At 71.5% G+C, this 14,106-nt stretch carries 13 protein-coding genes; 3 read left to right on the top strand and 10 right to left on the bottom strand.

The window, feature by feature from the left end:
* Positions 1 to 296 precede the first annotated feature (296 nt).
* Positions 297 to 1,049 (bottom strand): hypothetical protein, encoded by a 753-nt coding sequence (locus ACTMTU_RS12370; protein ID WP_441263518.1) that lies wholly within the window; start codon positions 1,047 to 1,049, stop codon positions 297 to 299.
* Between the two features lie 206 nt (positions 1,050 to 1,255).
* Entirely contained in the window at positions 1,256 to 2,539 is a 1,284-nt protein-coding gene (locus ACTMTU_RS12365; protein ID WP_441263517.1) for an adenylosuccinate synthase, read from the bottom strand.
* A gap of 153 nt (positions 2,540 to 2,692) precedes the next feature.
* On the opposite strand from ACTMTU_RS12365, the gene ACTMTU_RS12360 reads away from it, so the two are divergent.
* A complete protein-coding gene (locus ACTMTU_RS12360; RefSeq protein WP_441263516.1) occupies positions 2,693 to 3,505 on the top strand; it encodes a diacylglycerol kinase in 813 nt (270 codons plus the stop codon).
* Between the two features lie 78 nt (positions 3,506 to 3,583).
* Here ACTMTU_RS12360 and ACTMTU_RS12355 read toward each other — a convergent pair whose 3' ends face one another.
* On the bottom strand, positions 3,584 to 4,093 hold the full coding sequence (locus ACTMTU_RS12355) for a GbsR/MarR family transcriptional regulator (RefSeq protein ID WP_441263515.1): 510 nt from the start codon (positions 4,091 to 4,093) through the stop codon (positions 3,584 to 3,586).
* Positions 4,094 to 4,182: 89 nt separating this feature from the next.
* Here ACTMTU_RS12355 and ACTMTU_RS12350 point away from each other — a divergent pair, with 89 nt between their 5' ends.
* Complete coding sequence (locus ACTMTU_RS12350; RefSeq protein ID WP_441263514.1) at positions 4,183 to 5,136, top strand: ATP-binding cassette domain-containing protein; 954 nt, start codon at positions 4,183 to 4,185, stop codon at positions 5,134 to 5,136.
* Positions 5,133 to 6,791 (top strand): ABC transporter permease, encoded by a 1,659-nt coding sequence (locus ACTMTU_RS12345; RefSeq protein ID WP_441263513.1) that lies wholly within the window; start codon positions 5,133 to 5,135, stop codon positions 6,789 to 6,791. The genes ACTMTU_RS12350 and ACTMTU_RS12345 overlap by 4 nt, the downstream gene beginning before the upstream one ends.
* A 13-nt stretch (positions 6,792 to 6,804) precedes the next feature.
* Here ACTMTU_RS12345 and ACTMTU_RS12340 read toward each other — a convergent pair whose 3' ends face one another.
* The 7 genes from ACTMTU_RS12340 to kynA all read right to left on the bottom strand — a co-directional run bounded on the left by ACTMTU_RS12340 (position 6,805) and on the right by kynA (position 14,091).
* On the bottom strand, positions 6,805 to 8,010 hold the full coding sequence (locus tag ACTMTU_RS12340) for a cytochrome P450 (RefSeq protein WP_441263512.1): 1,206 nt from the start codon (positions 8,008 to 8,010) through the stop codon (positions 6,805 to 6,807).
* A gap of 19 nt (positions 8,011 to 8,029) precedes the next feature.
* Positions 8,030 to 8,689, bottom strand: coding sequence for a response regulator (locus tag ACTMTU_RS12335; RefSeq protein WP_159689394.1), 660 nt, complete (start codon positions 8,687 to 8,689; stop codon positions 8,030 to 8,032).
* Positions 8,686 to 10,026, bottom strand: coding sequence for a sensor histidine kinase (locus ACTMTU_RS12330; protein WP_441263511.1), 1,341 nt, complete (start codon positions 10,024 to 10,026; stop codon positions 8,686 to 8,688). The genes ACTMTU_RS12335 and ACTMTU_RS12330 overlap by 4 nt, the downstream gene beginning before the upstream one ends.
* Positions 10,027 to 10,162: 136 nt before the next feature.
* Positions 10,163 to 10,984 (bottom strand): NAD(P)H-binding protein, encoded by an 822-nt coding sequence (locus ACTMTU_RS12325; protein WP_441263510.1) that lies wholly within the window; start codon positions 10,982 to 10,984, stop codon positions 10,163 to 10,165.
* Positions 10,985 to 11,062: 78 nt separating this feature from the next.
* Entirely contained in the window at positions 11,063 to 11,932 is an 870-nt protein-coding gene (locus tag ACTMTU_RS12320; RefSeq protein ID WP_441263711.1) for an alpha/beta hydrolase, read from the bottom strand.
* A gap of 151 nt (positions 11,933 to 12,083) precedes the next feature.
* On the bottom strand, positions 12,084 to 13,277 hold the full coding sequence (gene kynU, locus ACTMTU_RS12315; RefSeq protein WP_441263509.1) for a kynureninase: 1,194 nt from the start codon (positions 13,275 to 13,277) through the stop codon (positions 12,084 to 12,086).
* The gene (kynA, locus tag ACTMTU_RS12310; RefSeq protein ID WP_441263508.1) at positions 13,270 to 14,091 is read right to left on the bottom strand and encodes a tryptophan 2,3-dioxygenase; all 822 of its coding nucleotides are present in this window, start codon (positions 14,089 to 14,091) and stop codon (positions 13,270 to 13,272) included. The genes kynU and kynA overlap by 8 nt, the downstream gene beginning before the upstream one ends.
* Positions 14,092 to 14,106: the final 15 nt, after the last annotated feature.

Raw genomic sequence — 14,106 nt, 5'->3', positions numbered from 1 at the left:
GGATCCACGGCGAAAGCGCTCGGCCCTCGCCGCGGATCTGCCCCTCGGGGGTTTCCAGTGTCCCGCGAAAGCCCTACAGGAACGAGTTGATCTCGATGGTCGAGGCCACATCGCCGCAAAGTCCCCCGACCAGGCTTCCGGTACGGGATGGCGCCTTCTGCGCAGGTGCCCACCGTCACGCGCACGGCGCCCGTTCTGGCTACCCCGCGGCCCATCCGGCCACGCTCTGCCCGACGGACAGCCCGGTCAGCGGCTTGCACGGCAACGGGCCGACCACCACCCGCAGCCGCCGTGCCTCACTGCGGCGGCTGACCGCCGTAGGGCTGCTGACCGTACGAGGGCTGGGCCGGGGGCTGCTGACCGTACGGCTGGTGCTGCTGGTGCTGCGGCGCCGGGTATGGAGGCTGCGGCCCGCCGTAGGGCTGCTGGGCGTACCCCTGCTGCCCGCCGGGCCCGTACTGCTGCGGCCCGTGCCAGTGTGCGGGCGGCAGGCTGCCGGGCGGGAGGTAGGAGACCTGGCCGGGGGAGGACTCGTGGCGCACGAAACCCGCGGCCTCGAGGTGTGCGCCGGCCCTCTTGTGGCGCGCGGCGTTGATCCAGACGCCGATGCCGACGAGCACGGCGAGGAAACTGACGTAGCCGAGAGCCAGGCCGGGGCTGTCGCCCAGGGAGCCGAGCAGGCGCAGGCTCGCGAACAGGAGCACGATCCCGATGACCGGCAGCCGCTTCACCAGCGCGGCTTTGCTGCTCAGGTCGAACAGAACCCGCTTCTTGTTGAGCTCCAGCACCTGCTGCGGGATTTCGGGGATCCGGGGTGCGTACGGCCAGCACTGTGCGGCACGCGCCTGCGCCTGCGGGCTCGGGTCGGGGGCGAAGGCCAGCTTGATGGAGAAGATCTCCTGCCGGGCACCCGCGTACCGGTAGCCGAACAGCTCGGCGACGGACACCAGCGTCGCGAGCCGCTTCGTCATCGACATCTTGGTTGTGAACTCGAACGGCATGCCGCGACGCATGCTGTCGAGCAACTGGGTCGTCTGGCGATCAGCCATGTGTATCCGCCCCTGGACCGGTCTAGGCGCTGCTCCCGCCTCGGCACCGGCGTGAACATTCGGAACACGCAGCCTAGCCAGTCGTGCCGTGTGCATGGCAGGTAGAGGCCCCTGCCCGCCTCGTACGCCGGCGGGAACCGGCGCGAAGGCCCCGGACGCCGATTCGCGTCCGGGGCCTCGCACCGTGTCCGTCCTGCCCGGCAGGCCTACAGGAACGAGTTGATCTCGATGGTCTCGGTCCGGCCGGGGCCGACGCCGATCGCCGAGATCGGGGCGCCGGACATGTCCTCCAGCGCCTTCACGTACGCCTGCGCGTTCTTCGGCAGGTCGGCGAAGGTCTTCGCCTTGGTGATGTCCTCGGACCAGCCCGGCAGCATCTCGTACACCGGCTTCGCGTGGTGGAAGTCGGTCTGGCTGTACGGGAGCTCCTCGACGCGCTTGCCGTCGATCTCGTACGCCACGCAGACCGGGATCTGCTCCCAGCCGGTCAGGACGTCCAGCTTGGTGAGGAAGAAGTCGGTCAGACCGTTGACCCGGGTCGCGTAGCGCGCGATGACCGCGTCGAACCAGCCGCAGCGGCGGTCTCGGCCGGTGGTGACGCCCCGCTCGCCGCCGATGCGGCGCAGCGCCTCGCCGTCCTCGTCGAACAGCTCGGTCGGGAACGGCCCGGCGCCGACACGGGTCGTGTAGGCCTTGAGGATGCCGATGACCCGGCTGATCTTCGTCGGGCCCACGCCGGCGCCGGTGCAGGCGCCGCCCGCGGTCGGGTTCGAGGAGGTGACGAAGGGGTACGTGCCGTGGTCGACGTCCAGCAGGGTGCCCTGGCCGCCCTCGAAGAGGACGACCTTGCCCTCGTCGATGGCGTTGTTCAGGATCAGCGTGGTGTCGGCGACGTACGGCCGGATCTGCTCCGCGTACTGGAGCATCTCCTCGACGATCTTCTCCGTCTCGATCGCGCGACGGTTGAAGACCTTGGTGAGGAGCTGGTTCTTGGTGTCGAGGGCCGCCTCGACCTTCTGCATCAGGATCGACTCGTCGTAGAGGTCCTGGACGCGGATGCCGACGCGGTTGATCTTGTCGGCGTACGTCGGACCGATGCCGCGGCCCGTGGTGCCGATCTTGCGCTTGCCCAGGAACCGCTCGGTCACCTTGTCGACGGTGACGTTGTACGGGGTGATCAGATGGGCGTTTCCGCTGATCAGGAGCTTGGACGTGTCGACGCCGCGGTCGTTCAGCCCGCTCAGCTCGGAGAGCAGAACCGCCGGGTCCACGACGACGCCGTTACCGATGACCGGAGTACATCCCGGCGAGAGGATTCCGGAAGGGAGGAGATGCAGCGCATACTTCTGGTCGCCGACGACAACCGTGTGGCCGGCGTTGTTGCCGCCCTGGTAGCGCACCACATAATCCACTGATCCACCGAGCAGGTCGGTGGCCTTTCCCTTGCCCTCGTCACCCCACTGAGCACCGAGCAGCACAAGTGCGGGCACAGGCGTACACCCCTTCCGGGCGGGGCAAGACCAAGGTCAGGGGGCCGGAGCCGTGCCTGAGTCCTGGGACAGGTTGCCCCGGAATAGACGAAGCCCCTGGCGCAATAGCGCAAGGGGCTCTTGCACAAAGATGCTACCCGAGGAAGGACCGAGGTGTCGGATCCCGACCAGCTGCTGGTGGTCATCGACCCGGTCGCCCGCCGAATGGACGGCGAGTCCGTGCGCATCGCGAAAGATGTGCTGTGCGGCGGGTCGGAGGCGAAAATCTGTCTTCCCCAGGGCCCGGAGGAATTCGCCCGGGCACTCGCCCGGAGGGGTTCGCGCAGGCCGGTGGTGGTCGGCGACGACCGGGCACTGCTGAGGGCCGTGGCCCTGCTGCACCGCGACCGCTCGCTGGGCGACGGCGTGCTGGCGCTCGTCCCCGTGGGCTCCTCCGTACGTCTGGCGCACTCCCTCGGCGTTCCCGCCGGGGCGGTCGCGGCGGCCAGGGCGGTCCTCGAGGGGACGCCGCGGCGGCTGGACCTCCTGGTGGACGAGAGCGACGGGGTGGTCCTGGGCGACCTGGCGATCCCGGCGTCCCGCCCGGTGCCGCATGTGGAGGGCGCCTCGGTGTGGACGGCGGCCCGCTCCCTCGTCCGCACCCTGGTGCGCCCCGCTCCCTCGGCCGCGCCGGTCCGCACCCACCGCCTGCGTGTGGAGGCGGACGGGGTCCTGATGTGCGACCTGGACCGCCCGGTCGAGGACGTCATCGTCCGCGCCGGCCCGGGCGGCCGCGCGGAGGTCGTCGTACGCCACGGCTCGACCGCCGAGCCCCTGCGCGCGAGCGCCCTCTCCGTGACGGTCTCCGGCCCGGACTTCCGCTACCGGGCCGACGCGCACGTCACCGGCCCGGTCAGGACCCGCACTTGGACGGTACGGGCGGGCGCGTGGGGCCTGACACTGCCGCTGCCCGCCCCGGCGGGCTGACCCCGGCGAACGCCCGGCGGGCCTGACCTCGACGGGCAAACCTCGACGACCTGGCAGGGGCGGCCCCGCCCTGCCGGGTCAGGCCGCGCCGTGGAGCCGGTCGCGGTGTTCGCGCCAGCGTTCCATGAGGAGGGCGAGCTCCTTCTCCAGGAACTGGAAGAACTCCAGCGTCTCGGACATCCGCCGGCCCGCCCCCGTGTCGGGGCCGAGGCTCACCACGCCCTCCCGCAGGGTGTGCTCCCAGCGCTTGAGGATCTGGTCGCGGTTGGTGAGCGCCTCGTACCACTGGTTGCTGTGCACGCGGTAGCGCTCGCGGCGGGAGCCCGGTTCCCGCTCGCGGGAGACCATGTTGACCTGGGCGAGATAGCGGATCGCGCCGGAGACCGCGGCGGGGCTGACCTGGAGCTGCTGCCCGAGTTCGGCCGAGGTCATCACACCGGAGTCGGAGGAGAGCAGGGCGGCGAAGACGCGGGCCGGCATCCGGGTCATGCCCGCTTCGACGAGCTGGGCGGCGAAACGCTCCACGAATGCGGACACCGCGTCCTCGTCGCGCGGCTGCTGCGCTGCCGTGGTCTGTTCGGTCACCACCGGATCATCTCCCCTTGTCACGGTCCTGAGCCGAGTTTATACGCTTCCTTAACTTCATAAATTTGTGAACTAAGCGTACGTTCTGAAACATGACGAAGGCAATCACCGTCTCCGGACTCCACAAGTCGTTCGGACGGACACGTGCGCTGGACGGCCTCGACCTCGCGGTCGAAACAGGTGAGGTCCACGGCTTCCTCGGGCCGAACGGCGCGGGGAAGTCGACCACCATCCGGGTTCTGCTCGGGCTGCTGCGCGCCGACTCGGGCGCGGCCCAGATGCTCGGCAAGGACCCCTGGCACGACGCCGTGGAACTGCACCGGCGCCTCGCCTACGTCCCCGGTGACGTCGAGCTGTGGCCGGGGCTCACCGGCGGCGAGGCCATCGACCTGCTCTCCCGGCTGCGCGGCGGCATCGACAAGCGGCGCCGCGAGGAACTCGTCGAGCGGTTCGATCTGGACCCGGCCAAGAAGGGCCGGGCCTACTCCAAGGGCAACCGGCAGAAGGTGGCCATCGTCGCCGCGCTCGCGTCCGACGCCGAACTGCTGCTGCTCGACGAGCCGACCGCCGGCCTCGACCCTCTGATGGAGGTCGTCTTCCAGGACGTCATCTCCGAGGCGAAGGCCGCGGGCAGGACCGTGCTCCTCTCCAGCCACATCCTGGCCCAGGTGGAGAAGCTCGCCGACCGGGTCAGCATCATCCGGCAGGGGAAGATCGTGCAGTCCGGGACGCTGAGCGAGATGCGGCATCTGACGCGTACGACGGTCGAGGCGGAGACGGCCCGCCCGGTCAGTGGCCTGGCCGAGCTGCCGGGCGTGCACGACCTGCGGACCGACAGCGGGCGGGTGCGGTTCGCCGTCGACGGCAGTCATCTGGACGGTGCGATCCGCAGGCTCTCCGAGTTCGGCGTCCGCAGCCTCGTCAGCCACCCGCCGACGCTCGAGGAACTGATGCTGCGCCACTACGGCGACGAGCTGGGCGCGAACGGGCACGGCGCCGCCGCCGACGGCACGACCCGCCTCGCCGACGACGGAGCAGCACGATGAGCACGGCCACCGCCACCGAGGCGGCCACCGCCCCCAGCACCGCGAACGGCGGCAACGCGCTCGCCGGCACGCTCGGCCTGCTCCGCTTCGGCCTGCGCAGGGACCGCGTCCGGCTGACCGTGTGGATCCTCGCGCTGGTCGTCGGCACCGTGTCGACGGCGAGCAACTTCAAGACGCTGTACGCCGATCCGGCCGACCGCGCCTCGGTCGTGGCGACCATGGACAGCCCCGCCGGGCTCGCCATGACCGGACCCCGCCACTACCTGGACGACTACAACTTCGGCGCGATGCTGGGCCACCAGATGCTCGGCTTCATGGCCGTGATGGTCGGCCTGATGAGCGTCCTCATCGTCACCAGGCACACCCGCAACGAGGAGGAGACGGGACGCGCCGAACTGGTGCGCTCCACCGTCGTCGGACGGCACGCGCACCTGACCGCGGCGCTGTCGCTCGCCGTCCTCGCCAATGTGGTCCTCGCCCTGCTGCTCGCGCTCACCCTCGGCAGCATGGGCATCGACGGCATCGACACCGGCGGCTCGCTGCTCTACGGCTCCGCGCACGCCGCGGTGGGCATCGCCTTCGCCGCCGTCGCCGCCGTCACGGCACAGATCACCGCGCACACCCGAGGCGCCTCCGGCATGGCACTCGCCGTCGTCGGTGTCGCGTACGTCCTGCGCGCGGCGGGCGATGCGGGAGGAGACGGGGCGCTCGCCTGGCTGTCGCCGATCGGCTGGGCACAGCGCACCTACGTGTACGTCGACAACCGCTGGTGGCCGCTGCTGCTGTGCCTGACGTTCGCCGCGCTGTGCGCCGCCGCCGGCTTCGTGCTGTCCACGCGGCGGGACGTGGGCGCCGGCCTGCGGGCGTCGCGGCTCGGCAGCGCGGTGGCGTCGGACGCGCTGAGCCGGCCGTTCGGCTTCGCCCTGCGGCTGCACCGCGGCATGCTGACCGGGTTCGGCGCGGGCCTGTTCCTCATGGGCGCGATGTACGGGTCGATCCTCGGCGACGCGGAGGACATGCTCAAGAACATCGACCAGCTCCAGGAGGCACTCAAGGAGATCGGCGGCGCCTCGGTGGCGGAGTCGTTCGCGTCGATGGTCATGGTCGTGATCTCCGTCGTCGCGGCCGTGTACGTGGTGATGGCGGCGCTGCGGCCGCGCGCCGAGGAGACCGCCGGCCGCGCGGAACCGCTGCTCGCGACCGGGCTGTCCCGCGCCCGCTGGGTGGGCAGCCACCTGGCCGTGGCCATGGCGGGCGGCACCGCGCTGCTGCTCCTGGCCGGGGTCGGCTTCGGGATCGCGGGCGCGGCGTCCGCGGACGACGCGGGGCTGTTCCTCGACCTGGTGGCCGCGGCGCTCGCCTACGCGCCGGCGCTGTGGGTCACGACCGGCGTCGCCGTCGTGCTCTTCGGCTGGTTCCCGCGGGCGAGCGCGGCGGCCTGGATCGTGCCGGTGTACGCGTTCGTGGTCGGGTACCTGGGGCAGTTGCTTCAGTTCCCCGGCTGGATGAGCGACCTGTCCCCGTTCGGGCACATCCCCCAGTTGCCCGCCGCGCCGATGAGCTGGACCCCGATGGTGGTCCTGACGCTGGTCGCGGCGGGGCTGGTACGGGTGGGCCTCGAGGGTTTCCGCAAACGGGACCTGGAGACGAAGTAGCGACGGCCGGCCGTCACAGTTCGACCCGTAGTGCCTCCAGGCCCCTGATCACGAAACCGCCCTTCCACCGCGGCTCCTCCGCGAGCCGCATGTCCGGGCACTGGCGGAGCAGTTCTCCGAACGACGCCGCCAGTTCGATGCGGGCGAGCGGTGCGCCCAGGCAGTAGTGGATGCCCGCGCCGAAGCTCACATGCGGGTTGTCCGCGCGTGCCAGGTCCAGCGTGTCGGGGTGGTCGAAGCGGGTGCCGTCGCGGTTCGCGGAGCCGAACAGCAGTGCCAGTTCCGAGCCGCGCGGCACCACGACGCCGTCGATCTCGATGTCGTCGAGCACCCAGCGTTCGAAGAGCTGGAGCGGGGTGTCGTAACGCATCAGTTCTTCCACAGCTGTGGACAACAGCGAGTGGTCCGCCCGGAGGGCCGCGAGCTGACCGGGGTGCCGGAAGAGCGTCCACCACCCGTTGGCCGTCGTGTTGACGGTCGCCTCGTGGCCCGCGTTCAGCAGCAGCACACAGGTGGAGATCATCTCCTGCTCGCTGAGCCGGTCGCCCTCGTCGTGGGCGGCGATTAGCGCGGAGACCAGGTCGTCGCCCGGCCGCTCACGCCGAACGGCGATCAGCTCCCGCAGGTACGCGCTGAACCCGGTCGAGGCCCGCACCGCCCGCGCCGCCGTCTCTTCCGACGGGTTCAGCTCGTACATCCCGCAGATGTCGGCCGACCAGGGCCGCAGCAGCGGCCGGTCGGACTCCGGGATGCCGAGCATCTCGGCGATCACGGCCACCGGCAGCGGCTCGGCGACCTCGGCCAGCAGATCGCCGCCGCCCGCCTTCTTGAAGTCGGCGACCAGACCGGCCGCCAGCCGCTGTACGACCGGTTCCAGCGCCTGCACGGTCCGCGGGGTGAACGCCTTCGTCACGAGCCGCCGGATCCTCGTGTGGTCCGGGGCCTCGAGGTCCAGCAGACCGTGGTCGTTGAGAGTGTGGAACGGCTCGTGCGCGGCGGGCGGCGGAGTGCGGCCGAACTCCTCGTGGGTGAAACGGTGCAGATACGTCCGCCCCAGCCGCCGGTCCCGCAGCAGCGCGGAGACGTCCGAGTGGTGCGGTACGAGCCACTGCCGTGTCGGCTCGAACCAGTGCACCCGGCCCCGCTCCCGCAGTTCGGCGAAGGCGGGGTAGGGGTCGGCCACGAACTGGGGGGACCAGGGTTCGAAGAGCGCGTCCATGTCCGGACGCTAACGCTCCCTACGAGGGTGTGACCAGCCTCGCCTCGTACGCGAAGACCGCCGCCTGGGTGCGGTCCCTGAGCCCCAGTTTCACGAGGACCCTGCTCACGTGGGTCTTGATGGTCGACTCCGCGACGACCAGGTGGGAGGCGATCTCGGCGTTCGACAGACCCTGCGCGATCAGCACCAGGACCTCGGTCTCGCGCTCGGTCAGGTCGGCGACCTGCGTCATCGCGGCGGGACGCGGCGTCTCGGACAGCTTGGAGAACTCGGTGATCAGCCGGCGGGTGACGGTCGGCGCGAGCAGCGCCTCGCCGGCGGCCACCACGCGTACGCCGTCGGCGAGCTGCCGGGCGGAGGCGTCCTTCAGCAGGAACCCGGAGGCTCCCGCCCGCAGCGCCTGGTACACGTACTCGTCCAGGTCGAAGGTGGTGAGCACCAGCACCTTGGCGCCGCCGTCCGCCGCGACGATCTCGCGGGTGGCGTCGATGCCGTTCAGCTCCGGCATGCGGATGTCCATCAGCACCACGTCGGGCGCCAGTTCGGCGACCTTGGCGACGGCTTCGCGGCCGTTGACGGCCTCGCCGACGACCTCGATGTCGGGCATGGCGTTCAGCAGGACCGAGAAGCCCTCGCGGACCATGATCTGGTCGTCGACGATGAGCACACGGATCGTCATGACGTCTCCTCGGCGGGGATGGCGGCGACTGGGATGAAGGCGGTGACCTCGTACCCGCCCTCTTCGGTGGGCGCCGCGGTCATCTCACCGTTCAGCATCGTCACACGCTCCCGCATGCCGGTGATGCCATGGCCCGCTCCCGGCGAGGGCTTGACCAGGCCCCGCGGCGGCGTGTTGACGATCCGCAGGCCCAGGCCGCCGAGCACGTAGGAGACCTCGATCTTCGCGGTCGAACCGGGTGCGTGCCGGAGCGCGTTGCTGAGCGCCTCCTGGATGATCCGGTACGCCGACAGCTCGACGCCCTGCGGCAGCTCGCGCACCGCTCCGGTGACCGTCTTCTCGGTCTCCAGGCCCGCCTCGCGGACGTTCGAGAGCAGGTTGTCGAGGTCGGCGAGGACGGGCTGGGGCGCGTCGGGGGCCTGGTAGTCCTCCGCCCTTACGACGCCGAGGATGCGGCGCAGTTCGGTGAGGGCGGCCACCGCGTTCTCCCGGATGGTGGCGAACGCCTTCTCCAGTTCCTCCGGCGGGTTCTCCACGCGGTAGGGCGCGGCCTCCGCCTGGATGGCCACGACCGACATGTGGTGTGCGACCACGTCGTGCAATTCACGGGCGATGGTGGTGCGCTCCTCCAGCAGGGTGCGCCGGTCCCGCTCGGTGGCTGTGACCGTCTGCTGGGCGGCGACCTCCTGCTTCGCCTCACGGCGGACCAGGATCATGCTCACCATCAGCAGCAGGATCGCGGAGGCGAACAGCATGGGCGCCGCGCCGGGGCCGTAGCCCCGGCTGATCACGGTGTCGGCGAACATCCCGTACGCAGCGGTGATCACCCACATCCAGCCGGCCGTCCGGGGGCGGGTGCGCAGGGCCACGACGATCAACACGGTCAGATGCGACAGGAACCCGGCGGGCGCCCAGGGCCAGTCGTTCCAGGAGCCCAGCACCGCCACGAACGGAGTGCTCACGATCGACACCCACCAGGCGCCCACGGGCCTGACCAGGGTCATCACGACAGCCGCCGCGGGGACGAAACCGCCGATGACGAACGCGAGGCCGCCCTCGTCGTCGGCGTAGGCGAGCAGCAGGGTGCACAGGGCGAGGAACAGCACCACGGCGTGCGGCAGCCACACCGCGCCGCGGCGTATCCGCTCGCCCGGCAGCCGGCGGACCAGCGGCCCTTCTTCGCTCAGCGGCGGCAGCGGCCGGTAGGCGAACGCGTCGTGGAAGAGGTCCTGGCGGAGGCCGCTGAGCGCTCCCTGGGCCAGGTCGTATTCGGGGCTGCGGGTCTTCTGGGTCACGTAATGACGGTAAGCGGGCGCAAGGGCCCCGGTCGTCAGCATCACTGCGGATCCTGGGGCGTCCGCCTTGAGTACTACCTGGTGGGGCCGGGGTCCGTGGCCGCTTCGGCAGAGCGGGGGCCGGGTACGGCGGGTACGGGCGGGGCCGCCCGGCGGCCCCGCCCGTACCCGTGCCGTGTCAGCTCCGGAAGGTGTCCGCGTGCTCCTCGGCCCATTCGGCGAACGTCCGGGCCGGCCGGCCGGTGACCTTCTCGACGGTGTCGACGACGGTACGGCCGACGGGCGGTGTGTTGCCGTACGCCTCCAGCAGGAAGCCGATGACGTCCTCCGGCTGCCCTGCCGCCTTCCACTGCTCGACCGCCTGCTGTTCGCTCAGTTCGACGAGCCGGATCTTCCCGCCCCGGGCGGCGGCGAGCGCGTCGACCTTGTCCTCCAGCGTCAGCACCTGGGGGCCGGTGATCACGTACTCCTGGCCCGCGTGGCCGTCCTGGGTGAGGGCGACCGCCGCGACCGCGCCGATGTCGGCCTCGTGGACCATGGCGCTGAGCCTGTCGGCGAACGGTTCACGCACCTCGCCGTCGGCGCGGATGCCGTCGGCCCACTCCAGGGCGTTCGCCATGAACTCCACCGGCATCAGCACGGTCCAGGCGAAGTCGCTCTCCCGTACCGCGTCCTCCAGCAGGCTCGGGCCGCCGCCGTGCAGCACGGTGATCCGCCGCACTCCGGCCTCCTTGGCCATCTGAAGGATGCGCGGGCCGGTCTCCAGCGGCGCGAAGTACGGGCCGCCGAAGGTGATCAGGTGAAGGCCGGTGACGCCCTCCAGGGCGGGGGCCAGGGTGTCTGCGTCGGTGAGATCGCCCCGCACGACCTCGACGCCGTCGGGGAAGTCGGCCTTCGCGGGGTCGCGGGTCAGGGCACGGACGGACTGTCCACGGCGGAGAAGCTCCGCGACCACCTGGCGGCCTACTGTTCCGGTTGCTCCGGTCACGAGATTCGTCATGGGAAGAACGTATGAACCCTTGCGGTCAGGTTCTGTCCGCAAGGGTTCATCGACCGTTCCACAGGCTCTTCCGCAGACTCACCAGGCGAGTTGGGCGATCTCCTCCGCGACCACGGCGCACGCGTCGGCCGCCGGGTCGATCAGCGGGAAGTGCCCGACCTCTTCGAGGAGCGTCCATCCGACGGTCTCGCCCGCCTTCGCCGCCGCGTCCACGAACGCCTCCGCGACGGCCGGCGGCACGACGACGTCCGTACGGCCCTGCACCACGACCGTCGCGATGCCGGTCGGCAGCAGGACGGCGGGATCGCCGTGCGGGACGCGCTCGTCGTACTGCGCCTCGCCGCCCAGCAGTTGCCGTACGGCGCCGCCGCACACGCCCAGTTCCACGGCCGTGCCGAAATCGGCGATCGGGGCCAGTGCGACGACACCCCGCAGCGGCGGCGGCGCCGCCAGCCGCCACGGCGAGCCGGCCGGCAGGACGTGCCGGGCGGCGGCCCACAGCGCGAGGTGGCCTCCGGCGGAGTGCCCGGTCACGACGGTCCGCCGCGGGTCGGCCTGCGGCAGCGCCTGCCGCGCCAGGTCCGGCAGGGCGTCCATCGCGGCCGCCACGTCGTCGAACGTCTCCGGCCACCGTCCGGCGACCGGCCCTTCTCCGCGCTGGCCCGGGATCTCCCGTCCGCGGCGGTACTCGACGTTGGCGACGGCGAGCCCGCGGCGCGCCAGGAAGTCGGCGAACGGCGTCACATGCCGCCGGTCGTACGGCGCCCGCCAGGCGCCGCCGTGCAGGACGACCACCAGCGGCACGGTGGCGTGCCCGCTGCGTGGCGCGTAGAAGTCGACGACCTGGTCGGGATGCTCCCCGTAGGAGACGGATACGTCCGGCGCGACGGCAGGATGCGACATCGCCGACGCTTCCTCGGCGGCGTCACGGGCGACGGGGTCCGGCATGTGCTGCTCCAACAGTCCCGTGGGGGTGGCCTGTTCCACCTGACCAGCGCGGACGCTACCAGCTTCGCCACGGCCGGCGGTGACCCGCCCGCGGCGGCTCCGGCGACAGATGTCCGCCCCGGGGGACCCGGCGTCCCGGGGCGGACCGGGCTCAGCCGGCGAGGACCTCCGCCAGGACGCGCGCCGCGCGCTCCGTGTCGGCGAAGCCCACGTACAGCGGTGTGAAGCCGAAGCGCAGGACGTCCGGGCGGCGCAGGTCGCCGACGACGCCCCTGGCCGTCAGGGTCTCCATGACCCGCGGCGCGTCCTCGCACCGCAGCGCCACCTGGCTCCCGCGCGCGGCGTGCTCCGCGGGGGTCAGGGACGTGACCCGTCCGGCCGGGACATAGGCGTCGACGCACTCCAGGAAGAAGTCCGTCAGCGCCAGGCTCTTCGCCCTGACCGTCTCGATCGCGATGCCGTCCCACACCTCGAGCGCCGCTTCGAGGGCCAGCATGGACAGGATGTCCGGTGTGCCCACCCGGCCGCGGGTCGACCCGTCGGCCGCCTCGTAGCCGGGCGTCATCGCGAACGGGTCGGCGTGCGACGTCCAGCCGGGCAGCGGCGAGTCGAAGGACGCCTGGTGGCGCTCGGCGACGTACAGGTACGCGGGCGAACCGGGGCCGCCGTTCAGGTACTTGTAGGTGCAGCCGACGGCCAGGTCGACGCCGTGCGCGTCGAGCCCCACCGGCAGGGCGCCGGCGCTGTGGCACAGGTCCCAGACCGCGAGGGCCCCCGCGTCGTGGACGGCCGCCGTCAGACCGGGCAGGTCGTGCAGCCGGCCGGAGCGGTAGTCGACGTGGTTGACGAGTGCCGCCGCCGTGGTGGGGCCGAGTGCCGACGGCAGATCGGCCGGGTCGACCGGCACGATGCGGCGGCCGGTCATCCTGGCCGCCGACGACGCCATGTACCCGTCCGTCGGGAACGTCGTCGCGTCGACGAGGATGTCCGTCCGTGCCGGGTCGTCGTTCAGCCGTACGGCGCCGACGACGGCCTTGAAGACGTTGACGCTCGTGGAGTCGCCGACCACGATCTGCCCGGGCGCCGCGCCGACCAGCGGCGCGATCCGGTCACCGATCCGCTCGGGCGCGCTCCACCAGTCGCCTTCCGTCCAGGAACGGATGCGCAGCTTGCCCCACTGCCGGTTCACCACGTCGGCGACGCGGTCGGGGACGTGCGCGGGCAGCGCGCCGAGCGAATTGCCGTCGAGGTAGACCGCCTCGTCGAGGGCGAACAGCTTCCGGGCACCGGCCAGTTCGTCTGCGGCGTCGAGCGCCGCGGCCCGCTGGGCCAGGGACTCAGACATGGCTGCGCGCCGTCCACAGCTCGGGGAACACGTTCTTGCGGGCACGCTTCTCGAGCCACGAGACACCGGCGGAGCCGCCCGTGCCGACCTTCGAGCCCATGGCCCGCCGGGTCGCCACCAGGTGGTCGTTGCGCCATCGCCACACGAGCTCGCCGACATCCGTCAACGCCTCGCCGAGGCGCACCAGTTCGGTGTCCTGGTCGTCGCCGCCGTAGACCTCGGCCCAGACCCGCTCGACCGCCTCCGAAGGCTCGTACTTCTGTGCCAGGTCGCGCTCCAGCACCTCGGCGGGCACCGCGTACCCGCGGCGGGCGAGGAGCCGCAGCACCTCGTCGTAGAGGCTCGGCTCGTGCAGGGCCTTCTCCAGTTCCGCGTGGACGCGCGGGGCGCCCCGGTGCGGCACCAGCATGGAGGCGGACTTGTCCCCGAGCAGGAACTCCATCCGCCGGTACATCGCCGACTGGAAGCCGGAGCCCTCACCGAGGGCGTCGCGGTAGGCGTTGAACTGCGCGGGCGTCAGGTTGGCGATGGGCTTCCAGGAGGCGTTGAGCGCCTCCAGCTCCCGTACCGACCGCTTCAGCGCGTCCATCGCCACCGGGATCCGGTCCTCGCGCAGGGCGCGTGCGGCGGTCTCCCACTCGTGGACGACGACGGTGAACCACAGCTCCATGACCTGGGTGGTGACCAGGAAGACCATCTCGCCCGGGTCGTCCGACCGCGGATGCTGGAGGTGGGTGAGGACGTCCGCCTGGACGTAGTCCTCGTACGGCGTGGTGCCCGCGAAGTCCAGATTCGGGGCGGAGTCATGTGACATTGCTGTCTCCTCGAC

Origin of the sequence: Streptomyces sp. OZ13, from assembly GCF_052068155.1 — a bacterium.
Lineage (GTDB): Bacteria > Actinomycetota > Actinomycetes > Streptomycetales > Streptomycetaceae > Streptomyces.
Note: the sequence above shows the minus strand (reverse complement) of the source record. Positions and strands in the feature narration are given on the sequence as shown.